The organism is Myxococcus sp. AS-1-15 (assembly GCF_020037055.1).
Taxonomy (GTDB): domain Bacteria; phylum Myxococcota; class Myxococcia; order Myxococcales; family Myxococcaceae; genus Myxococcus; species Myxococcus fulvus.
This window is the reverse complement of sequence record NZ_JAIQDF010000014.1, coordinates 143517-167971: the sequence shown is the minus strand read 5'-3', so window position 1 is coordinate 167971 and position 24455 is coordinate 143517. Positions and strand designations below refer to the sequence as shown.

8 protein-coding genes are annotated in these 24455 nt (G+C 70.6%); 5 read left to right on the top strand and 3 right to left on the bottom strand.

Features of this window, described 5'->3' with window-relative positions; genetic code table 11:
• Window positions 1-82 precede the first annotated feature (82 nt).
• Entirely contained in the window at window positions 83-3802 is a 3720-nt protein-coding gene (locus K8625_RS31880) for a type I polyketide synthase (protein ID WP_223784835.1), read from the top strand.
• Here the strand turns inward: K8625_RS31880 and K8625_RS31875 are convergent.
• The 3 genes from K8625_RS31875 to K8625_RS31865 form a co-directional block, all read right to left on the bottom strand.
• The gene (locus K8625_RS31875) at window positions 3799-18399 is read right to left on the bottom strand and encodes a non-ribosomal peptide synthetase (RefSeq protein WP_223784834.1); all 14601 of its coding nucleotides are present in this window, start codon (window positions 18397-18399) and stop codon (window positions 3799-3801) included. The two genes, K8625_RS31880 and K8625_RS31875, sit on opposite strands and share 4 nt — an antisense overlap.
• 124 nt (window positions 18400-18523) lie before the next feature.
• Window positions 18524-18790 (bottom strand): phosphopantetheine-binding protein, encoded by a 267-nt coding sequence (locus K8625_RS31870; RefSeq protein ID WP_223784833.1) that lies wholly within the window; start codon window positions 18788-18790, stop codon window positions 18524-18526.
• Between the two features lie 22 nt (window positions 18791-18812).
• Window positions 18813-20495 carry an AMP-binding protein gene (locus K8625_RS31865; RefSeq protein WP_223784832.1) on the bottom strand — a complete coding sequence of 561 codons (1683 nt, stop codon included), beginning with the start codon at window positions 20493-20495 and terminating at the stop codon, window positions 18813-18815.
• A 221-nt stretch (window positions 20496-20716) separates the two neighbouring features.
• On the opposite strand from K8625_RS31865, the gene K8625_RS31860 reads away from it, so the two are divergent.
• Genes K8625_RS31860 through argC form a run of 4 tightly spaced genes read left to right on the top strand, consistent with a single transcriptional unit; the run spans window position 20717 to window position 24445 of the window.
• On the top strand, window positions 20717-21526 hold the full coding sequence (locus K8625_RS31860; RefSeq protein WP_223746381.1) for a 1-deoxy-D-xylulose-5-phosphate synthase N-terminal domain-containing protein: 810 nt from the start codon (window positions 20717-20719) through the stop codon (window positions 21524-21526).
• Window positions 21523-22557: a transketolase family protein gene (locus K8625_RS31855; protein ID WP_223784831.1), complete on the top strand. Its 1035-nt coding sequence runs from the start codon at window positions 21523-21525 to the stop codon at window positions 22555-22557. The genes K8625_RS31860 and K8625_RS31855 overlap by 4 nt, the downstream gene beginning before the upstream one ends.
• Window positions 22557-23405 (top strand): RimK family alpha-L-glutamate ligase, encoded by an 849-nt coding sequence (locus K8625_RS31850; protein WP_223784830.1) that lies wholly within the window; start codon window positions 22557-22559, stop codon window positions 23403-23405. The genes K8625_RS31855 and K8625_RS31850 overlap by 1 nt, the downstream gene beginning before the upstream one ends.
• Window positions 23402-24445 carry an N-acetyl-gamma-glutamyl-phosphate reductase gene (gene argC, locus K8625_RS31845; protein ID WP_223784829.1) on the top strand — a complete coding sequence of 348 codons (1044 nt, stop codon included), beginning with the start codon at window positions 23402-23404 and terminating at the stop codon, window positions 24443-24445. Before K8625_RS31850 ends, argC begins: the two co-directional genes overlap by 4 nt.
• Window positions 24446-24455 lie beyond the last annotated feature (10 nt).

Here is a 24455-nt window from a genome sequence, read left to right as displayed (position 1 = left end):
GGGGCACATCCCCCTCGGGACTCCACTGGAAATATCGTGGTGCGGGCTCAACTCGCGGAGCGGGGCATGCTCTATTTCAGGGATGAGTGAGCATGCGTCCGCCATCGCCATCATCGGGTTGTCGCTCCGCTTTCCGGGCGCCTCTGACGCGCGGAGCTTCTGGTCCAACCTCATCTCGGGTGTCGACAGCGTCACGGTGCTGGACGCCGAGCAGCGGGCGAGGGCCGGCCATCCCTCGGAAGAGGGGTGGGTCGCGGCGGCGGGTGTCATCGAGGGCGCGGACCTCTTCGATGCGCGCTTCTTCGGCTACTCACCGCGCGAGGCCGAGCAGTTGGACCCGCAGCAGCGGCTCTTCATGGAGTGTTGCTGGGAGGCGCTCGAGGCCGCGGGCTACACCGCTCGCGCCCGGCCCCTGTACGTGGGCGTCTACGGCGGTGCGTCCCTCAGCAGCTATCTGCTGACGAACGTCCTGCCCAACATGGAGCGCCGCTCCAGCGACTGGACGGAGAGCGTCCTCGGCACGCACAGCGACTTCCTGGCGACGCGCGTGGCCTACAAGCTCAACCTCACCGGCCCCGCGATGACGGTGCAGACGGCGTGCTCCACGTCGCTGACCGCCGTACACCTCGCGTGTCAGTCGCTGCTCGCGGGCGAGTGCACGCTCGCGCTCGCCGGTGGCGCGGCCGTGCGCTCGCCGCAGTTGAGCGCCTACCCCACGCAGGAGGGTGGCATCTCCTCGCCCGATGGACACTGCCGCGCCTTCGATGCCCAGGCGGCTGGCACTGTGCCGGGCAACGGCGTGGGCGTGGTGCTGCTCAAGCGCCTGGAGGACGCGCTCGCGGATGGCGACCCCATTCGCGCGGTCATCCTCGGCTCGGCCGCCAACAACGACGGCAGCGGCAAGGCGGGGTTCACCGCGCCCTCCGTCTCCGGACAGGTCACCGCCATCGGTGATGCGCTGGCGCTCGCGGGCGTGGAGCCGGGCTCCGTCTCCTATATCGAAGCGCATGGCACGGGCACGCCACTGGGTGACCCGGTGGAGGTCACCGCCCTCAAGCAGGTCTTCGAGGGCGTGGCGCCGGGCTCCATCGGCCTGGGCTCGGTGAAGAGCAACCTGGGCCACCTCGACTCGGCGGCCGGCGTGGCGGGACTCATCAAGACCGTGCTGGCACTGGAGCACCGCCACCTCCCCCCCACGGTCCACTTCCGTCGGCCCAATCCGCTCCTGGGCCTCGACGACAGTCCCTTCTACGTCGTGGCCGAGCCGCGTCCGTGGAGCTCCAGCGGGCCGCGCCGCGCGGGCGTGAGCTCGTTCGGAATGGGCGGCACCAACGTGCACGTGGTGCTCGAGGAGGCCCCTGTCAGTCCCGCGTCACCTGCGTCCCGCGGGACGGAGCTGCTGCTGCTCTCCGCTCGCTCCGACGCCGCGCTGGAGCGGATGACCACCGAGCTGGCCGAGCACCTGGAGCACACCCAGGACGCGCTCGCGGACATCGCACACACGCTCCAGGTCGGACGTCACCGCTTCGAGCACCGGAGCTTCGTCACCGCGAGCACCGCGAAGGACGCGGCCGCGCGCCTGCGCGACCCGGGACAACGTCCACGCACGAGCCACGACCCGGCGGAGAAGCGTGGCGCGGTCTTCCTGTTCCCCGGCGCGGGCTCCCAGCGGGTGAACATGGGCGCGGAGCTGCTCGACGAACCCGTCTTCCGACAGGCCATCGACCGCTGTGCGGCGCTGCTCCGAGGTCCTCTCGGCGCCGACGTGCGCGACGTGATGTTCGCCCCCGCCGAGCGCTACGACACCGCGGCGCGAGAGCTGTCACGCCCCCTCTGGACCCAGGCCGCGCTTTTCACCTGCGACTGGGCGCTCGCGCAGCTGTGGCTCGCCCGAGGCGTCCAGCCCGAGGCGCTGCTCGGCCACTCCCTCGGCGAGTACGTGGCGGCGTGTGTGGCGGGCGTCTTCACGCTGGAGGAGGCACTGGAGCTCGTCACCGCGCGCGGAAGAATCATGGAGCAGCTCCCGCCCGGTGGGATGACGGCGGTCCTCGCGCCCGTGGCCCAGGTGGAGGCCCTGCTCCATCCACGACTGTCCGTGGCCGCGCTGAACACGCCCTCCGATTGTGTCATCGCCGGCGCACTGGAGGCGCTCGACGCCCTCGAGTCGGAGCTCGGCGCGCGAGGCATCGAGGCCCGACGGCTCCGGCTGGGACAGGCCGCGCACTCGTTCATGTTGGAGCCGCACCTGCCGGACTTCGCGCGCGTCGTGTCCCGCATCAAGCCGCGCGCGCCCAAGCTCCCCATCGTCTCCAGCCTCACCGGAGACTGGCTCACCGAGCGCGAGGCCGTCACCGTCGACTACTGGTGCCGGCATCTGCGAGAGACGGTGCGCTTCTCGGAGGCCCTGCACCTGCTGCTCTCGGGCAAGGAGCGAGCCTTCATCGAGGTCGGCCCCGGAACGGCCCTGTCCTCGCTCACCCGACGCCACCCGAGCCGCTCCACCCAGCCCGTGGTCTCCACGCTGCCGTACACCTCCGAGGAGCCGACGCATCCGCTCGCGTCACTCGGCGAGGCGTGGCTCGCGGGCATCACCATCGACTGGGAGCGCTTCCGAGCGGGCGACCAGCGGCGGCGTGTCACCCTCCCCGGCTACAGCTTCGACCGCGAGCGGTACTGGATTGAACCCGTCACGGCCACTCCGCGCTCCGTGGGGCCCCGTGAAGAACCCAGGCCCGCGCCACCACGGCCCGAGGGTTCGCGCGCCGCGCCACCTCGCGACGACACGGAGGCCACGCTGCTGGAGTGCTTCCGCCTCACGTTCCACCTCGACAACATCGGCATCCACGATGACTTCTTCGCGTTGGGTGGCGACTCCCTGCTCGCCTTGCGCCTGAGCGCCCGCATCCAGGAGCGCCTCGGCGCGAAGCTGCCCTTGAAGGCCGTGCTGGAAGCCTCCACCGTCGCCCGACTCGCCGAGCGCATCAGCGGTGCTCGCCCGACACCGAAGACGAGCCCCGACTGTGTCGTCCAGCTTCAGACCGGCACGTCCTCGAAGGCCCCCCTGTTCTTCGTGCATGCCGCGGGCGGACAGGTGCTCTTCTATCGGGAGCTGGCCCGACAGCTCGCGCCCGACCGGTCCGTGTACGGATTCTCCGCCGTGGGCCTCGAGAGCGACGAGCCCTGCCTCACCACTGTGGAGCAGATGGCGGCGCACTATGTCGCCGCGCTCCGAGTCATCCGACCGACAGGCCCCTACCTGCTCATCGGCGCCTCACTGGGCGGCACCATCGTCTACGAGATGGCGCGGCGCCTGTCGGCCGAAGGCGAGGCCGTGCCCCTGTGCGCGCTCCTGGACACGCCGCCTCCTGGCTCCTTCTCCACCGAGCTCGCCGACCGGATATCCCTGCTCGCCTTCCGCGCGGGGGAGATGTTCGACCCCGCCGCGAAGTGGCCCGAGGACCTCCCCGTGGAGGAGCAGTTCCGCAGGCTCCAGGAGGAGGCGGAGCGCCAAGGTCTCGCGCCGCCCTTCGCCACCGTCGAGGACGCGCGTCGGCAGCTCGACGTGCTGCGAGCGAACTCCCGGGCCCTGAGCCTCTACACGCCACCGCGCTGGGAGGGAGGAGAGGTCCAGTACTTCCGCGCCCGACGTCCGCCCCCGGGGTTCCCTCCACACCCCGAGCTGGGCTGGCTGGACCTGGGCGCGGCGACGCGCGTGGACATCACTCCTGGCGACCACTACACGATGCTCCAGGCACCTCACGTCGAGGTGCTCGGAGCGAAGCTGGCGCGGCTGCTGCCCTAATCCGAACCCGGCCGCTGACGCCGCTGGCGCGCGAGCCGCTGGAGTCCCTCGCGCCGGTTCTCCGCCGTCGACGGAGACTTCGGCGCCGCCTGCGTCGGGGACAGGTGCTCGGCCAGCGTTCGCACGGAGGGGAACTGGAGCAGGGACACCAACGGCACCTTGCGCGACAGCTCCGCCTCCACCTTCACCTGGAGCGTCTGCAACAGCAGCGAGTTGCCACCCAGGTCGAAGAAGTTGTCTCCCGCGCCCACGCGGTCCAGCCCCAGCACCTCCGCGATGAGTCGCGCGAGCACGGCCTCCAGTCCCTCCCGGGGCGCCACGTAGCCGCCACTGAGCTCCGGGCGACTCGACTCCGGCGCGGGGAGCGCCTTCCAGTCCGGCTTCCCGTTCGGCGTGAGGGGCAGCTCGCGCAACAGCACGAAGGCTGACGGAATCAGCGCCTCCGGGAGCGTGCGCTTCATCCACGCTCGCAGCACGTCCACCGTCAGCGTGACGTCCTCCTCGGGCACCACGTAGGCCACCAGTCGCATGTCCCCCGGAGTGTCCGCGCGGCCCATGACGACGGACGACCGCACTCCCGGGCACGTCGCGAGCGCCGCGTTCGCCTCGCCCGGCTCGATGCGCACGCCACGCACCTTCACCTGGGTATCGGCTCGACGCAGGTACTCGAGCCGTCCGTCCTCCAGCATGCGCACCACGTCGCCCGTGCGGTACAGGCGGCCTCCGTCCGCGTACGGGTCCGGGACGAAGCGCTCCGCCGTCAGGTCGGGTCGGCCCAGGTAGCCTCGCGCGAGCCCCATCCCTCCGAGATACAGCTCACCCCAGACACCGGGCGGCACCAGGTGCCCCGCCTCGTCCATCACCCTCACGACCACGTTGTGCAACGGCCGGCCAATCGTGAGCCGGGCGCCCGCGAAGCACTCACCCCAGGTGCCGCACACCGTCCCTTCCGTGGGGCCATAGCCGTTGACGAAGCGACGCCCGGGGCTCCAGCGCGCCACCAACTCCGCGTTGCACGCCTCGCCCGCGGAGAGCAGGACCCGAAGCGCGGGCAACTCCACCACCGGGGACACCGCGAGCACGGAGGGCGGGAGGATCGTCACCGTGATTCGCTCCCGCGCGAGGAGCTCCGTCAACGGGCTGCCGGGTGACATCTGCTCGCGACGCGCCAGGCACAACGTCGCCCCGTTCAACAACGTGGGGATGAGCTCCGCCACCGAGCCATCGAAGCTCACGGGCGCGAACTGCAACACGCGGTCTCCTGGCCCCAGCCCTCCGAGCACCGTGGGGAAGGACCGCGCCAGATTCGCCGCGCCGCGGTGCTCCAGGAGCGTGCCCTTCGGGCGGCCCGTGCTGCCGGACGTGTAGATGACATACGCGAGGTTTCGCGCCGTGACCTCGGGCGCCACCTCGCCCGCGCGGCCCTCCGGCACCACCACCCGGTCCAACAACACAGTGTCTCCCGAGTAGTCGAGCCGCGAAGCCTCTTCCGAGCGGGACACCAGCAGCCGCACTCCGGAGTCGTTCAGCAGGTAAGCGAGCCGCTCCGTCGGATGGTCGGGGTCCAGCGGCATGTAGGCGCCTCCCGCCTTGAGGATGGCGAGCATCGCCACCACCCACTCGAAGCCCGGCCGCAGACACAGGCCCACCACCATGTCGGGCCTCACACCCCGCTCGCGCAGCAACACCGCCAACGCCTGGGAGCGCAGGTCGAGCTCCGCGTAGGACAGCCGCTGTCCGTCCATCTCCACCGCGACGCCGTCGGGCGTGCGCGCGGCCTGGGCAGAGAAGAGGCGATGCAGGCACTCGCCTTCGGAGGGTTCCGCGTGGCCTTGCTGGGTGAGCAGCTCACCGTGCGCGGCCCCGGACAGGAGCGGGAGGTCCCACAGGCGCGTCCGCGGCGCCTCCACCGCGGCCTCCATCAACCGGACCAGGTGCTCGGAGAAGCGGGCCATGGTCGAGACGTCGTACAGGTCCGCGCCGAACTCGAGGAGGCCGTCGATTCCATCGGCCGTCTCCCGCAGGCCCAGCGACAGGTCCACCTTCGCGGCCTTCAGTCCCAGGTCCAGGGGACGCTGCGTGAGTCCCTGCAGGGACAGGTCTCCGGACGGCGTGTTCAGCAGGTGGAACACCACCTGGACCACGGGCGCGCGGCTCATGTCCCGCTTCGGGCTCAGCGCCTCCACCAGCTTCTCGAACGGCGTCTCCTGGTGGCTGAACGCACCGAGCACGGACTCCTTCACGCGCCCCAACAGCTCCAGGAACGTCAGCGCCCCCGTCGCCTCCGTGCGCAGCACCAGCGTGTTCACGAAGAAGCCGATGAGTCCTTCCACCTCCTTCACCGTGCGGCCCGACACCGGCGAGCCCACGACCACGTCCCACTGTCCGGTGTAGCGCGCAAGCAGCACCTGGAACCCCGCCAGCAGCGTCATGAAGAGCGTCGTGCCCTCCTTCTGGCTCAAGCGCTTCAACTTCTCGCTCAGCTCCCGCGAGAACCGCACCGGGACGCTCGCGCCCCGGTAGCTCTGCACCGGCGGCCTCGGGCGGTCCGTCGGGACCTCCAGGTACTCCGGCGCTCCCGACAGCCGCGTCTTCCACCACGACAGCTGCTCGTCCAGCACCTCACCCTTCAACCACTCACGCTGCCAGACCGCGTAGTCGGCGTACTGCACCGGCAGCTCCGGCAGCGTCGCGGACTCCCCCCTCACGTATGCGCCATAGAGCGTCTCCAGCTCCTTCGCGAGCACACTCATGGACCAGGCGTCGGACACGATGTGGTGCACCACCAGCACCAGCACGTGCTCCCGCTCGCTCAGCTTCAACAGCGTCACGCGCAGCAGCGGGCCCGTGACGAGGTCGAACGGACGACGGCTGTCCTCCGCGCCCAGACGCAGGGCTTCCTGCTCGCGGGCCTCAAGCGTCAGCCCACTCAGGTCCACCACCGGCAGCACCAGCGCCGCGGAGGCGTGGATGTGCTGCACCGCCCCCCGTGCCTCCTGCTGGAAGGTGGTTCGCAGCGACTCGTGACGCTGGATGAGCGTGTTGAAGGCGCGCTCCAGCGCCGCGACGTCGAGGTCTCCCTCCAAACGCATCCCGAAGGCGATGTTGTAGAGCGAGCCCCCGGGCTCCAGGCGGTCCAGGAACCACAGGCGCTGCTGCGCGAAGGACTGCGGCATCCCCTCGACCCGCGTCACGGGGACGAGCTCCGGCCGCCCCGTCCCGCCTCCGCCGCGCACCAGCGACTCCAGCTTCGCGGCGAGGGCGGACACCGTGGGCGCCTCGAAGAGCAGGCGCACCGGCACGTCGCGCCCCAGCACCTTGCGCAAGCGCGAGGCCACCTGCATCACCAGCAACGAGTGTCCACCGCGCTCGAAGAAATTGTCCTCGGCGCTGATTCGCTTCACGTCCAGCAGCGGGGCCCAGGTCTCCACGACCAACTCCTCCATCGCTGTCCTCGGCGCGATGAAGCCCTCCGTCACCTGTCGCGACTCCGACCTCGTGGAGCGTCCGACCTGGATGCGCGACACAGGGTGCTTCACCGGCACCTCGCGATGCCCCGGCATCGCCAGCTCGCTCAGCTTCGTCTCCGGCACTTCGACCGCAGCCTCCAGGAGCGACTGGAAGTGGTCCGCCATGCGCTCGATGGCCGCGCGGTCGAACAGGTCCGTGTTGAAGACCCAGTACCCCGCCAGCCCCTCCGCGTCCTCGCGCATCGCCAGGGCGAGGTCGAACTTGGCCACCTGCGAGCCCAGGTCCAACGGTCGCTGCGTGAGCCCCGGCAAGGACAGCTCACCCACGGGCGCCGTCTGGAGCGCGAAGGACACCTGCACCAACGGCGAGCGGCTCAGGTCGCGACTCAACTGCAACGCATCCACCAGCTTCTCGAACGGGACCTCCTGGTGACCGAACGCGCCGAGCACCGACTCCCGCACCCGTCCCAACATCTCCCGGAACGTCAGCTCTCCGGCCGCCTCCGTCCTCACCACCAGCGTGTTCACGAAGAAGCCGATGAGCCCCTCCACCTCCTTCACCGTGCGGCCCGACACCGGTGAGCCCACCACCACGTCCCACTGTCCGCTGTAGCGCGCCAGCAGCACCTGGAAGCCCGCCAGCAGCGTCATGTACAGCGTCGCGCCCTCCTGTCGGCTCAGGTGCTTCAGCTTCTCGCTCAAGGCCGGAGAGAGTCGCGCCGGCACGGCGGCGCCGCGGAAGCTCTGTACCGCGGGCCTCGGACGGTCCGTCGAGACCTCCAGGTACTCGGGCGCGCCCGTCAGCTGCTCCTTCCACCACGACAGCTGCTCCTCCAGCGCCTCGCCCTCCAGTCGTCCCCGCTGCCAGACGGCGTAGTCCGCGTACTGAACCGGCAGCTCCGGCAGCGTCGCGGCCTCGCCTCTCACGTCCGCGCCGTAGAGCGCCTCCAGCTCCTTCGTGAGCACCCCCATCGACCAGCCGTCGGCCACGATGTGGTGCACCACCAGCACCAGCACGTGCTCGTGCTCGCTCAGCTTCAGCAGCGTCACTCGCAGCAACGGCCCCGTGACGAGGTCGAACGGACGCTGCTCCTCCTGGGTCCCCAGTCGCAGGGCTTCTCGTGCTCGCTCTTCCGGGGGCAGGCCCGTCAGGTCCACCCGGGACACCTGGATGGAGGCGGCGGGGTCGATGTGCTGCACCGCGCCCTGCTCGGTCTGGCGGATGGTGGTCCGAAGAGACTCGTGGCGCCGGACCAGTTCCTGGAACGAGCGCTCCAACGCTCCGACCTCGAGCGCCCCCTCCAGCGTCAACGCGAGGGCGATGTTGTAGAGCGGGCTGTTCGGCTCCAGTCGGTCGAGGAACCACAGGCGTTGCTGGGCGAAGGAAAGCGGCGGGGCTTCGTCTCGTGTCGACTGGACGAGCACCGGGCTTCGAGGCGTCGTGCCCCCTCGGACCCATCCCTCCAGGCTCTCCGCGAGCGAGGACACGGTGGGGGACTCGAACAGCATCCGCACCGGGACCTCGACCCCCAGCGCCTCGCGCAGACGGGACGCCGCCTGCATCACCAGCAACGAGTGTCCACCCTTCTCGAAGAAGTGGTCCTCGGCGCCGATGCGCCCCACGCCCAGCAGGGGCTCCCAGACCTCCGCGACCCGCGCCTCCATCGCCGTCCTCGGCGCGATGAAGCCTTCCGCCTGGGAGCCCTGCGCCTTGCCCCGGGCGGAGATGCGCGCGCCCGTGACCTTCCGTGACGGCTCGCGATGGCCCGGCATCGGGAGCGCATTCAGCTTCGCCTCCGGCACCTCCGCCGCCACGTCCAGCAAGCGCAGGAGGTGCGCCGTCATCCGCTCCACGGTCGCCGTCTTGAACAGGTCCGTGTTGAACTCCCAGGCGCCGACCAGTCCCTCCTCGTCCTCCCGCAGGGCCAGGGCGAGGTCGAACTTGGCGGTCCTCGTTCCCAGGTCCAGCGTGCGCGCGGTGAGCCCCGGCAAGGACAGCTCACCCACGGGCGCCGTCTGGAGCGCGAAGGACACCTGCACCAACGGCGAGCGGCTCAGGTCACGGCTCAACTGCAGCGCGTCCACAAGCTTCTCGAACGGGACCTCTTGATGCGTCAGCGCTCCGAGGACGGCGTCCTTCACCCGTCCCAGCATCTCCCGGAACGTCAGCTCCTCCGCCGCCTCCGTGCGCACCACCAGCGTGTTCACGAAGAAGCCGATGAGTCCCTCCACCTCCTTCACCGTGCGCCCCGACACCGGCGAGCCCACCACCACGTCCCACTGTCCGCTGTAGCGAGCCAGCAAGACCTGGAAGCCCGCCAGCAGCGTCATGTACAGCGTCACGCCCTCCTGTCGGCTCAGGCGCTTCAGCTTCTCGCTCAGCTCCCGCGAGAATCGCACCGGAGCGCTCGCGCCTCGGTAGCTCTGCACCTTCGGTCTCGGACGGTCCGTCGGCACCTCCAGCGCCTCCGGTGCTCCAGCCAACCTCGCCCTCCACCAGGACAGCTGCTCCTCCAACACCTCCCCCCGCAACCACTCTCGCTGCCAGACGGCGTAGTCCGCGTACTGCACCGGCAGCTCCGGCAACGTCGCGGCCTCGCCTCTCACATGCGCGCCGTAGAGCGCCTCCAGTTCCTTCGTGAGCACCCCCATCGACCAGCCGTCCGCCACGATGTGGTGCACCACCAGCACCAATACGTGCTCGTGCTCGCCCAGCTTCAACAACGTCGCTCGCAGCAGCGGTCCCCTGCCCAGGTCGAACGGGCGACGTCCTTCCTCGACGGCCAGCCGCAGCGCCTCCTGCTCACGACGAACCCCGGACACGCCACCCAGGTCCACCACAGGCAGCGCCACGGGGCCTGCGGCCTGGATGGACTGAACCGCACCCTGCCCTTCTTGATGGAAGGTCGTCCGCAGGGATTCGTGGCGGCGGACCAGCGACGCGAAAGCACGCTCCAAGGCACTGACCTCGAGCGCGCCTTCGAGTCGCAGCGCGAGCGGGATGTTGTAGAGCGGGCTGTCGGGCTCAAGGCGGTCCAGGAACCACAGGCGCTGCTGCGCGAACGACTGCGGCAAGGCGCCGATGCGCGGCACGGGCAGCAGCGCGGAACGCTCCGCTCCAGTCCCTCCACGGACCAGGGTCTCCAGGCTCCTCGCGAGCGAGGACACCGTGGGGTTCTCGAAGAGCGTCCGCACGGGGACGTCTCGCCCGAGCACGTCACGCAGCCGAGAGGCCACCTGCATCACCAACAGCGAGTGCCCCCCCTGCTCGAAGAAGTGGGCCTCCGCGCTCACATGCTTCACGCCCAGCAGCGGCGCCCAGACGCCCGCCACCAGCTCCTCGAAGCCCGTCCGAGGCGCGATGAAACCCTCGGGCACGGAGTCGCGCGCCACACGCTCGAGCCGACGCGCCTGGATGCGCGCGACGTCCACCTTCTCCGGCACCTCGCGATGTCCCGACAGGGGCAGCGTCCCCACTCGCGCCTCGGGGTCCGCCACGGCCGCCTCCAGCACCTGCTGATAGTGCGCGGCCATCCGCTCCACGGTGGAGACCTCGAACAGGTCCGTGTTCAGCTCCCAGAAGCCCGTGAGCTCCTCCGCGTCCTCCCGGACGGAGAGCGCGAAGTCGAACTTCGCCATCCCGGGCTCGTACTTCACCTCCGACGCCTTCAGGCCTCTCAACGCGGGCAGCCGCGCCGGCCCGTTCAATCCGAAGGCCACCTGGACCAACGGAGCCCGACTCGTGTCACGCGTCGCCTGCAGCGCCTCCACCAGCTTCTCGAACGGCACCTCCTGGTGACCGAACGCACCGAGCACCGACTCCTTCACCCGTCCCAACATCTCCCGGAACGTCAGCTCTCCCGCCGCCTCCGTCCTCACCACCAGCGTGTTCACGAAGAAGCCGATGAGCCCCTCCACCTCCTTCACCGTGCGGCCCGACACCGGTGAGCCCACCACCACGTCCCACTGTCCGCTGTAGCGCGCCAGCAGCACCTGGAAGCCCGCCAGCAGCGTCATGTACAGCGTCGCGCCCTCCTGTCGGCTCAGGCGCTTCAGCTTCTCACTCAGCTCGGAGGGCAGGCCCACCTCCACCGTCGCCCCTCGGTAGCGCTGCACCGCGGGCCTCGGCCGGTCCGTCGGCACCTCCAACACCTCGGGCGCTCCTGTCAGCCTCGCCCTCCACCAGGACAACTGTTCCTCCAGCACCTCGCCCTGCAACCGCTCGCGCTGCCAGACCGCGTAGTCCGCGTACTGCACCGGCAGCTCCGGCAGCGGCTCAGCGCTCACGCCGTAGAGCGACTCCAGCTCCTTCGCGAGCACCCCCATCGACCAGCCGTCCGCCACGATGTGGTGCACCACCAGCACCAGCACGTGCTCACGCTCGCTCGACTCCAACAGCGTCGCCCGCAGCAGCGGCCCCGCGCCCAGGTCGAACGGCTCGCGCGCGAGTTTCTCCACCGCGTCACGCAGCTCGCCCTGCACGGAGGCCACCGCGAGCCGCACCACCGCCTCGGAGGCGATGCGCTGCACCGGCTGTCCCTCCACCTCCTCGAATGTCGTCCTCAGCGACTCGTGTCGCCGCACGACCTCCGCGAGCGACCGCTCCAACAACTCCACGTCCAGCGGGCCACTCAGGCCCACGACGAACGGCAGGTTGTACGAATACCCGCCCGCGTCGAGTTTCCCCAGGAACCACAGACGCTGCTGCGCGAACGACAGCGGCATCCCCGCGAGCCTCGGCACGCGCGACGGCACGGAGAGGCTCGCACCGGAGCCTCGCGCCGTCAGCCCCTCCAGTCGCTCCGCCAGCGCCTCCACCGTGGACGTCTCGAACAACCACCGCACCGGCACGTCACGCCCCAGTGCCTCCCGCAGTCTCGACACCACGCGCGTCGCCAGCAGCGAGTGGCCCCCCAACGCGAAGAAGTCGTCCTTCACGCCGACCCGCGCCACGCCGAGCAGCGGTGTCCAGATGCGCGCGACCAGTGACTCCATCACCGTCCGAGGACTCTGCACCTCCTCGATGCCCGGCCCCTCCTGGTCCGGCGACGGCAAGGCCCTGCGGTCCACCTTCCCGTTGGCCGTCAGCGGCAACGCCTGCAGTCGCACGAAGGCCGAGGGCACCATGAACTCGGGCAGCTTCTGCTTCAGCCAGTCGCGCACCTTCAGCGTCTCGGGCCCTTGCTGCTCGACGTAGTACGCGACCAGCCGCTTGCCGCCGGCTCCGTCGCGCACCACCACGAGCCCCTCCTTCACCGAGGGATGCGCGAGCAACGCCGCCTCCACCTCGGCCAGCTCGATGCGATAGCCCCGCACCTTCACCTGGCTGTCGCGTCGCCCCAGGAACTCCAGCACCCCGTCCGGGCGCCACCGCGCCAGGTCCCCCGTGCGGTAGAGGCGCTCTCCCGGCGCCGCGCTGAAGGGATTCGGGATGAAGCGGTCCGCCGTCACGTCGGGCTGGCGCAGATAGCCTCGGGCCAGTCCATCGCCACCGATGAACAGCTCTCCCGCCACGCCCACGGGCACCGGTTCCATCCCTTCGTCCAGGATGTAGACCTGTGTGTTGCCGATGGGCCGGCCGATGGGCACCGACGTCCCCACGTCCTCCACCCGCGTCATCCGATGCGTCGAGGTGAAGAGCGTGCTCTCCGTGGGCCCGTAGCAGGCCGTCACCGGGATGCACAGCTCCTCCAGCGAGCGCCTCACGTGGGGCGCGGACACCACGTCGCCGCCCGTCAGGAGCTGACGCACCGTCTTCAGCCCCTCCAAGCCCAGCTCCACCATCTGGCTGAACAAACCCGACGTCAGATGCAGCAGCGTCACCGAGTGACGTCGGAGCACCTCGGACAGGAGGTCCAGGTCACTCGGCGAGCGCTGCGGGAAGACCACCAACCTTCCGCCGAGACACAAGGGACCCCAGACCTCCAACGTCGACGCGTCGAAGGAGATGGGCGCGATGAGCAGGAACGTCTCCTCCGGTCCCAGCTTCGCGTAGGGCGCGCCGTACAAGAGCCGCAGCACGCCCCGGTGCTCCACCGCCACGCCCTTGGGACGGCCCGTGCTCCCGGACGTGAAGTCCACGTACGCCAGATTGCGTCCCGACACCGGCATGCGCGGCGCCGTCGTCGGCTGTCCGTCCAGCCGCTCCTCCTCCAGCAACATCAGCTCGGGACGTCCCTCCCGAGGCAGCTGCTCCAGGAGGACCCGGGTGGTGATGAGCAACCGCGGCGCCGAGTCCTCCAGCATCTGCTCCAGTCGCTTCGCCGGGTAGCTGGGGTCGAGCGGCACGTACGCGCCACCGGCCTTGAGGATGGCCAGCAGCGACACGATGAGCTCCACCGAGCGGTCCAGACACACCGCCACCAGCACGTCCACGCCGACGCCGCGCGCCCTCAAGGCCCAGGCGAGCTGATTGGCTCGTGCCTCCAGCTCCCGATAGGTGAGCCGCTCGTCACCGAACTCCAGCGCCACCGCGTCGGGGCGCAGCGCCACCTGCTCCTCGAAGAGGTGGTGGACACACGCCTCACGCGGGAACTCGACCGCCGTCTGGTTCCACTCGACCAACAGTCGCGCACGGTCCTCCGCGGGCAGCAGGGGCAGCGTCGACAGTCGAGCCTGGGGACGGGCGGACAGGCTCGACAACAGCTCCAGGAAACACGCGGCGATTCGCTGCACCGTGGACGAATCGAAGAGGTCCGCGTTGTAGATGAACTGGCCCTCGACGCTCGCGCCGGGGGCATCGACCAGCAACAACTCCAGGTCGAACTTGGCGATGGTGCTCGCGAAGTCCCAGGGGCTCGCGGTGACACCGGGCAACGACAACAGCGGCGCGGCGTCCTGCAACGTGAAGAGCACCTGGAACAGCGGCGAGCGGCTCAGGTCCCGCTCCGGACGAAGGTGCTCCACCAGTCGCTCGAAGGGCACGTCCTGGTGCGCGAGCGCCCCGAGCACCGACTCCTTCGTCTGACGCAGGAACACCTCGAAGGAGCGCGCCGCATCCGGCTGCCCCCGCAGGGCCAGCGTGTTGACGAAGAAGCCCATGAGGCCCTCCGTCTCCCTCGCCGAGCGACCCGACACCGGTGAACCCACCACCACGTCCCACTGTCCGCTGTAGCGCGCCAGCAGCACCTGGAAGCCCGCCAGCAGCGTCATGTACAGCGTCGAACCTTCGCGCCGCCCCAGCTGTCGCAGGGACTCGCTCAGCTCCGCGGACAGCCGCACTGGCACGCTCGCGCCCCGGTAGCCCTGCACCGGCGGCCTCGGCCTGTCCGTGGGCAGCTCCAACACTGGCGGCGCGCCCTTCAACCCCTCGCCCCACCACGCGAGCTGCGCGGACTCCACCTCGCCCTTCAACCAGTCCTGCTGCCACGCCGAATAGTCCGCGTACTGCACCGGCAACTCAGGCAGCTCCGCCCCGACGTACAGCGACTCCAGCTCCCGCGTAAGCACGCCGAGCGACCAGCCATCCGCCACCAGATGGTGCAGCACCACCACCAGCACCTGCTCGTCCCGGCCCGCCCTCAACAGGCTCGCCCGGAGCAGCGGGCCTCGCGTCACATCGAAGGGCGACTGGACCTCGCGAACCACCTGCTCATGCACCGCCGCCTCCACGTCGACGGCGTCCTCGACGGACGTCACGCACAGGGAGATTGCCGCGTCCGGGGCGATGCGCTGCACGGGCTCTCCGCCCACCTCCACGAAGCTCGTGCGCAGCGCCTCGTGTCTGCGCACCACCTGCGTGAGGGCCTGCTCCAGGACACGCGCGTCCACCGCCCCCTGGAGCCGGACGACGAAGGGCAGGTTGTACGAGTGTCCGCCCGCATCCAGCTGCGCGAGGAACCACAGCCGTCGCTGCGCGAACGACAGCGGTGGGTCCACCGGTCGGTCCCCGCGAGTCAGCGAGGGGCGCCGCGGACTCCCGCCCGCCGTCGTGCCCAGTCGCTCGGCCAGCGCCTCCACCGTGGGCACCTCGAACAACAGTCGCACGGGGACGTCGTGGCCCAGCTCGTCCCGCAGGCGCGACACCACGCGCGTCGCCAGCAGCGAGTGTCCACCCAGCGCGAAGAAGTCATCTCGCACGCCGACACGCGGCACGCCCAGCACCTCGCGCCACACGTTCGCGAGCATCTCCTCCATCGCGGTGCGCGGCGCTTCGTAGCGCGTACCCGGCTCTTCTCGTGCTGACTCCAGCTGGGGCAATGCCCGGCGATTCACCTTCCCGCTCGGCGTCAGCGGCAGGGCCTCCAGCGGCACCAGCACCGAGGGCACCATGTACTCGGGCAGCCGCTTCGCGAGACGACGCTTCAGCGCCTCGGCATCCCAGGCGCCCGTCGCGACGACGTAGCCCACCAGTTGCTTCCCACCCCGCTCGGAGACACGCGCCACCACCACCGCGTCCTCCACGCCCTCCACTTCCTTCAGGGCGACCTCGACCTCGCCGGGCTCCACGCGGAAGCCACGCACCTTCACCTGCTCGTCCGAGCGCCCCTGGAGCTCCAGGTTCCCATCCGCGAGCCACCGTCCCCGGTCACCCGTGCGGTACAGGCGCCTCCCGTCTCGATGACCCTGCACCGCACTGGGGACGAAGCGCTCCGCCGTCAACTCCGGACGTCCCCAGTAGCCGTGCGCGAGGCTCCGTTCTCCCAGGTACAGCTCCCCCGTGACGCCGATGGGACACGGTTCTCCGAACGCATCCAGCACGAACACCGTCGCGAGCGTGATGGGCTTGCCCACCGGGGGGAGCGCGGGCCACGTCGACGGCGGGCCCTCCGCCCTCCAGGCCGTCACCACGTGCGACTCCGTCGGACCGTACTGGTTCTCCAGCACGCACCCGGGCAGCCGCTCGAAGAACGACACCACCGCGGGCGTCACCTGCAGCGGCTCGCCCGCCGTCACCACCTGCCTCAACGGAGGGAGCGCCGGCTCGTGCCGGGCTCGCTCGGCCAGTGACTGGAGCGCGACGTACGGCAGGAAGAGCCGCTCCACGCCATGCTCCCGCATGTGCGCGAGCAACAGGGCCGGGTCCTGCCGCGTCGTGGCGGAGACGAGCACCAGCGTCCCGCCCTCGCACCACGTGCACAGCATCTCCTGGAACGACACGTCGAAGCTCAATGCGCTGAACTGCAACGTCCGCGCGCGCGGCGCCGCCGTGCTCTTGAGCTGCCAGCGCACCAGCGTGTCCAGCGCGCCGTGGGACATCGTCACGCCCTTGGGCCGGCCCGTGCTCCCGGACGTGAAGAGGACGTAGCAGGGCGTGACGGGAGACAGCACCCACGCGGGCGCCAGCGTGGACGCCTCGGCGATTCGCTCGGCCTGCTCATCCAATCGCACCCGACGCGATGCACCCTCCGGAGGAAGCACGGCCTCCAGCGACGAGTGCGCCAGCACCACCGGCGCGCCCACGTCCTCGAGCATCCGGGCCAGTCGCTCCCGTGGGTAGCTCGCATCCAGGGGCATGCACGCAGCGCCCGCCTTCAACGTCGCCAGCACCGCCACGGGCAGGTCCAGGCTGTCCCGCTCCAAGCACAGACCCACCACGTCACCCGGGAGCACCCCCAGCGTCCGCAGGTGGTGCGCGAGCTGATTGGCCCGCGCCTCGAATCGCGCGTACGTCAACGACTCGCGTCCATCCGTCACCGCCACCGCGTGCGGCGCGCGCGCCACCTGGGCTTCCACGCGCCGATGCAGCAACCAGGAGGGAGACCGGTACTCCTGCCTCCAGTGCCACTCCCGCACCACCGCCCCCCGCTCCTCGTCATCCAGGAGCGGCACCATTCCCACCCGAGCTTCCGGGTTGCCCACCACGCCCTGCAGGAAGCGGACGAAGTGCCCCGCGAGCCTGCGCACCGTCGCCTCGTCGAAGAGCGCGGTGCTGTACTCCCACAACCCCATCCAGCCGTCCGGCGTCTCGCGCACGAAGAGCGTGAGGTCGAACTTGGCCACGCCGGGCTCGAAGTCCGCGTCGCGCGACTCCAGCCCCGGCAGTCGCACCAGCGGCGGCGCGCTCTGCAGGACGAGCAGCACCTGGAACAGCGGCGAGCGGCTCAGGTCACGCACCGGCCGCAGCGCGTCCACCAGTCGCTCGAAGGGCACGTCCTGGTGCTGATACGCCCCCAGGCACGAGCGGCGCACCCGCGCGAGCAGCGACTTGAAGGACTCGTGTCCATCCACGTCCGTGCGCAGCGCGAGCGTGTTGGCGAAGAACCCGATGAGCCCCTCCACCTCGCGCCGCGTGCGCCCCGCGATGGGCGTGCCCACCACCACGTCCGGCTGGCCGCTGTGCCGCGACAGCAGCACCTGCAGGCTCGCGAGCAGCCACATGAACGGCGTCACCGACTCCTGCTTGCACCGCTCGTGCAGCGCCCGCATCAGCTCCGCGGGCAGCGGCACGCCCAGCACCGCGCCTTGCGTCGACTGCACCGCGGGCCTCGGCCTGTCCGTGGGCAGCTCCAGCGCCGGCGAGGCCCCCGCCAGGTGCTCTCGCCACCATGCGAGCTGCGTCTCCAGCACCTCGCCCGTCAACCACTCCCGCTGCCACGCCGCGTGGTCCGCGTACTGCACCGTCAGCGCCGGCAGCGCGGGCTCGCGCCCCTCGACGAGCGCGCCGTACAGCTCGCGAAGCTCGCGCTCCAGCAGCGACAGCGACCACCCGTCGCACGCGATGTGGTGCAGGGTCAGCAGCAGCACGTGGTCGTCTTCGCCCAGCCGCAGGAGCCGGGCGCGCAGCATCGGCCCGGTGCGCAGGTCGAACGGACGCCTCGCCTCCTCCTCCGCGTGCCGACGCGCCTCCTTCTCCCCTTGCACCCGCTCCGCGTGCAGCGTCACGGTCGCCTCGGGCGAGATGTGCTGCACCGGCTCGCCCGCGACCTCGGCGAAGGTGGTCCGCAGCGCCTCGTGCCGGCGCACCACCTCCGTCAGCGCCCGCTCCAGCGCGGCCACGTCCAGCCTGCCCTTCAGCCGCGAGAAGAACGGCGCGTTGTAGGCGAAGCCCGAGGGGTCCAGCCGCGAGAGGAACCACATGCGGCGCTGGGCGAAGGAGAGCGGCGGCGCGCCCTCGCGGCGGACCGGCACCACGGGGGGCGGCCTGCGAGCACGGGGGCTCGCGGGCTTCGACTCATTCGCGGACATGTCGACACCTCAACTCAAGGAAGCAGATCTCGAAGACACGAAGCCCCACGACACGGACAGGTCGCTTCACTTCGCGAAGGCGTGAGGCGTGAGGCGTGTGCCCGGGGACTGCCCGGGCGGGACTTCAAGCCGCGGGGAAGGTGCGGCCCTGCTCGCGCAGCTGCTCCTCGCAGACCTCGGTGACGTGCTCCAGCGTGTCGAACAGGTCCACCATGGAGAGCTGGACGCCCAGCTCCTCCTCGATGCGGTTGGCGAGCATCGTCGCCATCAGCGAGTTGCCGCCCACCTCCAGGAAGTGGTCCTGCGGCCTCACCACCTCGGCCCCGAGCAGCTCGCGCCAGTACGCGGCGAGCTGGCGCTGAAGGGGCGTGGTGCTCGTGTCAGTGCTCACGTGTGCTCCTCATGGTGACGCCTCAGCCCACCTTGGCGGTGGGGCCCTTGAGCCGCTCGCGCAGCAGGTACTTGCGAATCTTTCCCGACGGCGTCTTGGGCATCTCCTCCACCACCTCCAGCCGGTCCGGCCAGTACTGGTTGGACATGCCCAGGCCCTTCAAGTGCGTGCGCAGCTCGTCCAGCGTCGGCGCCTCGTCGCGCGCCACCACCACCGCGCACACCCGCTCGCCGCCGATGCGGTCGTCGGAGTGACCGATGACGGCCACCTCCTTCACCTTCGGATGCGAGTACAGCGCCGACTCCACCTCCACCACCGGCACCTTCTGGCCATAGCGGAAGATGACGTCCTTGAGCCGCCCGACGATGCGGATGCCCCCGCGCCCGTCGTCCCGCGCGAGGTCCCCCGTGTCGAACCAACCCTCCGCGTCCACGCTCGCGCGGTAGAGGTCCTCCCGCTTGAAGTAGCCCAGGCACTGGCTCGCGCCCCGGACGAGCAGCCGTCCCGTCCCTTCCGGATAGGGCGAGCCGTCCTCCGCCAGCGCGGGGACGATTCGCACCTCCATCCACTCCACCGGGCGCCCGTCGCTGTGGGACGGCCAGTCCGGCGGGTCGTCGCGCCGCGTAATCGTCACCGCGCCGTTCTCCGTCATCCCCCACAGCGTGTGCAGTGGCACGCCAAAACTCTCGCGGACCGCGGCGATGAGGTGCGGCGGCACGGGGATGGAGCCGGTGGACAGCCGGCGCAGCGAGGATGTTTCACCGCCGCGCTTCTTCTTCGCCGCGATGACGTTCATCACATACGTGGGAATCCCATACATGAACGTGACGCCGTGCTCCTGGATGCAGCGCAGCGTGAGCTCCGGGTCCCCCACGTCCATGTAGACAGCCGTCGCCCCCAGGTTCACCGCCATCAAGTACAGGTAGGTAAATCCGCTGGAGGCGGTGAGCAGCGAGGGCAGGCACACCACGTCGTCCTCGCCCAGGGCCATGACGTCCGCGATGGCGCGGGTGATGCCGTAGTTGGTGTTGTGCGAGTGGACCACGCCCTTGGGCTCGCCCGTCGTCCCGGAGGTGTAGAGGACATTGCAGATGTCGTCGGCGCGCGCGGACCTGGCGTCCAACGTCGCCGGGGCGACTTCGTCCTCCCAGCGCCGCTCGACGAAGTACGCCTCGAAGTCCAGCTCGCCCGGCTGGGTGGCGCCCTGCGCGCCGAGGAAGACGCGGTGCTTCAACGCCGGCAGCGACGACACGGCCTCGCGCAGCATGTCCCGGTGCGAGTGGCCGCTCCAGCTCGGCGGTCCGATGTAGACGGAGGATTCCGTCCTGCCGAGGATGAACTCCACCTCGCGGCGTCGGTAGTCGGGAGGAATGGGCGCGATGACGGCGCCGATGCGCGCGCACGCCAGCGCCAGCGCGGTGAACTGCCACCAGTTGGGAAGCTGCACCGCCACCAGCTCGCCCCGGGCCACGCCCAGCGACACGAGCGCGCCCGCGAAGCGCTCCGCGTACCGTCCCAGCTCCGCGTAGCTGATGCGCGTGACGTCCTTGGCGAAGTAGCGCGCCGCGACGATGGCCGGCTTGTCCGGGTGCTTCTGGATGGCACGACGCAGGTCGTCCAGCACCGTCTCGTCACGCCACCAGCCCCTGCTCCGGTACAGCGCCGCCTGCTCCCGCGTGGGGCCGCTTCCGAACCGTGCGTCCATCGTCCACATCCTCCATGGACCGCGTGACTTTCCGGACCGCGCGAACCATACCGATTCGCATGTAAAACCAGCAAGACTGCGAAAGCTCACATGTCTGCACCCCAAGGACCCTCACTCACATTGACGGGGCCGCTCTCGGTTTCCTACTTTGGAATGAATAGCCAGGATTGTGCGTCCCACTCGATGATGACACCGGGCACGCTTCCACCGGCATGACACCCATGGTCCAGGTACCCCTCGAGGAGCGCGCCCGTCGCATCCGCCGGACCATCCTCCGGCTCGCCGCCACGCCCGTGGGCTGCCACCTGGGAGGCTCGCTCTCCATGGTGGAGCTGCTCGTGGTGCTGCTCGGCCGCGTGATGAACGTGCGGCCCCAGGAGCCCCGCTGGGAGGAGCGCGACTCGCTCATCCTCTCCAAGGGCCACGCCGCCGCGGGGCTCTACGCCGCCCTGGCCGAGTTCGGCTTCATCGACGCTGAAGAACTGGTGCAGCGCTACAACGCGGAGGGCAGTCCCTATACCGGACACGTGAGCGCGGCGGTGCCGGGTGTCGAGTTCCCCACGGGGAGCCTGGGACACGGCGTGGGCCTGGGCGTGGGGATGGCGCTGGGGCATCGGCTGCGGCAGCGCGCCAACCGCGTGTTCGTCATCTGTGGAGACGGTGAGATGGGCGAGGGCTCCAACTGGGAGGCGCTGCAAATCGCGGCGCAGCACAAGCTGAGCGGGCTCACGGTGCTGGTGGACCGCAACGGCGGACAGAACGACGGGCCCACGGAGAGCATCCTCTCCCAGGCCGCGCTGGTGCAGCGGCTCTCCGCGTTCGGCCTGGGCACCGTGGAGGTGGACGGGCACGACCTGGACGCGCTGGCCTCCGCGCTGGAGGCGCCCGCCGAGGGGCCTCGCGCCATCGTGGCGAACACGAAGAAGGGCGCGGGGGTGCCGATGCTGCGCGGCAAGGGGCCGCACTACGCGACGTTCAACCCGGAGCAGCTCAAGCGGGCGCTCGCGTCGCTGGGGGAGGTGACGCCATGACGAGCTCCACCTCCAGCGGCGCGGACCTGCTGACGGCGCCCTCGGACTGGCTCGCGGAGCAGCCGGGCCTGTCCAACCGGCTGGTGTTCCGGCACGCGCTGGCCCGGCTCGCGGACCAGGATGAGCGCGTGGTGCTGCTCGAGGCGGACCTGGCGGGAGGTGGAGACCCGTACGCCGCGCGCCACCCGGAGCGTTTCCTCAACCTGGGCATCTGCGAGGCGGCGATGCTGGACATCGCCAGCGGCATGGCGGCCACCGGCCACGTCGTCTTCGCGCACACGTTCGCGCCCTTCGGCGCGATGCGCGCGTGCGAGCAGGTGCGGTTGGGGCTGGCCTATGCGCGCGCCAACGTGAAGCTGGTGTGCGACTACGGCGGACTGTCCGGCGCGTTCTTCGGCCCCACGCACCACGCCATCGAGGACCTGGCCATCCTACGCTCCATGCCGAACATGACGGTGGTGTCGCCGGCGGACGGGTTGGAGACGATTCAGGCGACGCGGGCGGTGCTGGAGCTGGAGGGCCCGGTGTATCTGCGGCTGGGCCGCAACCGCGTCACGCGGCTGGACGTGGCCCGGCCCGCGTTCGCGCTGGGGCGCGCCATGTGCCTGCGCGAGGGCGGCGACGTGGGCATCATCGCGCACGGCGAGGTGGGCGTGAGCGTGGCGCTGGACGTGGCCGCGAGGCTGGAGACCCAGGGCGTCTGTGCGCGCGTGGTGAACCTGCACACGCTCAAGCCCTTCGACGAGGAGGCGCTCCTGGAGACGGCCGAGCGGACCCGGCTGCTCGTCACGGTGGAGGAGCACTCCATCCTCGGCGGCCTGGGCGGCGCGGTGTGCGAGAGCGTGGCGAGTCATGGGTTGGGCCGGCGCGTGGTGCGCGCGGGCATCCAGGACCGCTACGACTCCACGGCCGGCACACACGAGTCGCTGCTGCGGCGCCACGGCCTGGAGGCGGGCGCGCTGGTGGAGACGATTCTCGGCGCCCTGCCCCGCCCCCGGCTGGCGGCGCTGGCACCGGCCAGGAGGGGATGATGCAAGGCCACGAGGTCCACCTGGTCTACACCCGCCTGCGCACCGAGGAGCGCATGCTCGCGGACGCGCTGCGCGCGCGGGGCTTCGGGGTGAGGACGCACGCGGACTCGGAGCTGGTGCTCCCGCTGAGTCGCGAGCGCTGGCAGGACGGCGGCCCCGTGCTGATGCGCAGCATGTCCTTCACGCGGGCTCGCTACCTGGCCTCCATCCTGGAGGTGAAGGGCTCGCGCGTGCTCAACACCGCGCAGTGCATCGCCACGTGCGGGGACAAGGCGCTCACCACGCTCGCGCTCGCCAGGGCCGAGGTGCCCATCCCCTGGGCCTTCGTGGGCTTCGAGGAGGAGGCCTGCGTCGCGCAGATGCAGGAGCGCGGCTTCCCGGTGGTGACCAAGCCCGTGCTCGGCTCGTGGGGACGCATGGTGGCGCGCGTGGACGGCGTCCACGCGGCGGAGGGCATGATGTCCATGCGCTTCGAGATGGGCGGCGCGCAGGACCACGTGGCGCTGGTGCAGCAGTACATCGACAAGCCGGGCTACGACTTGCGCGTGTACGTCATCGGCAAGGCGGTGGGCGGGATGCGCCGACGCTCCGAGCACTGGGTGACCAACACCGCCCGGGGCGCGGTGCCGGAGCGCTACGAGGTGCCCGAGTCCCACGCCCGGCTCGCCGAGCAGGCCGCGCTCGCCGTGGGCGGGGAGATGGTGGCGGTGGACCTGCTGGAGACGCGGACAGGCGAGGTGCTGGTGAACGAAATCAACCACTGCGTGGAGTTCGCGCGGAGCATCGAGTTCACCGGCATCCCCCTGCCGGAGCTGATGGCGGACTACGTGCGGGAGACGTTGCGATGACGCGCGTCGCGGTGCTGGGGGCCGGGGGCTACGCGGGCGGCGAGGTGCTGCGGCTGCTCCTCGCGCACCCGGCGGTGGAGGTGGCCCAGGCCACGTCCGAGCAGCACGCCGGCAAGCGGCTCGACTTCCCCCACCCGCACCTGCGCGGCGCGAGCACGCTGCGCTTCGCGCCCCACGACGCGCTGGAGCCGTGCGACGTGCTCGTCTCCTGCATGCCCTCCGGCGAGCTCATCCGCCGCTGGTCGCAGGTGAGTCCGCTCGCCGCGCGCATCATCGACCTGAGCGCGGACTTCCGGCTCGGCCCCGTCGAGCACGCGCGCTGGTATCCCCGCGCGCCCCGGCCCACGGAGCTGCCCGAGTTCGTCTATGGCCTGCCGGAGTGGGCGGGCGCTCGACTGAAGGACGCGCGGCTGGTGGCGGTGCCCGGGTGCATGGCCCACGCGGCGCTGCTCGGGCTGTTGCCCCTGGTGCGTGCGGGGCTGGTGCGTCCCGAGATGGTGGTGGTGGACGCGAAGACGGGCTCGTCGGGCGGCGGCGCGACGCCGGACCGCTCCTCGCATCATCCCGAGCGAGCCTCGGCCCTGCGCTGCTATCGGCCCACGGGACATCGGCACACGGGCGAAATCGAGGCCGCGACGGAGCGCTTCACCGGCACGCGCGCCACCGTGCACTTCAGCGCGACAGCAGTGCCCAGCGTCCGCGGCATCCTCGCCACCGTGCACGCCTTCGCCGCGCGTCCGCTCGAGGACGCCAACGAGCCCCTGCGCGCGCTCGCGTCGACGTACCGTGAGCATCCGTTCGTGAACGTGCTGCGCGCCAACGCGAGCGCGTCACCGTTCCCCGAGCCGGGCCCGCTGTCGGGCACGAACCACTGTGACTTGTCGGTGGACGTGGACGCGGAGCGCGGGCGCATCGTGGTGAACGCGGCGCTGGACAACCTGGTGAAGGGCGCGGCGGGTACGGCCGTGCATGCGTTGAACCTGATGCTGGGCAGGCCCGAAACGGAGGGCCTCGGCTTCCGCGGCCTCCACCCCCTCTGACGTGAAAGAC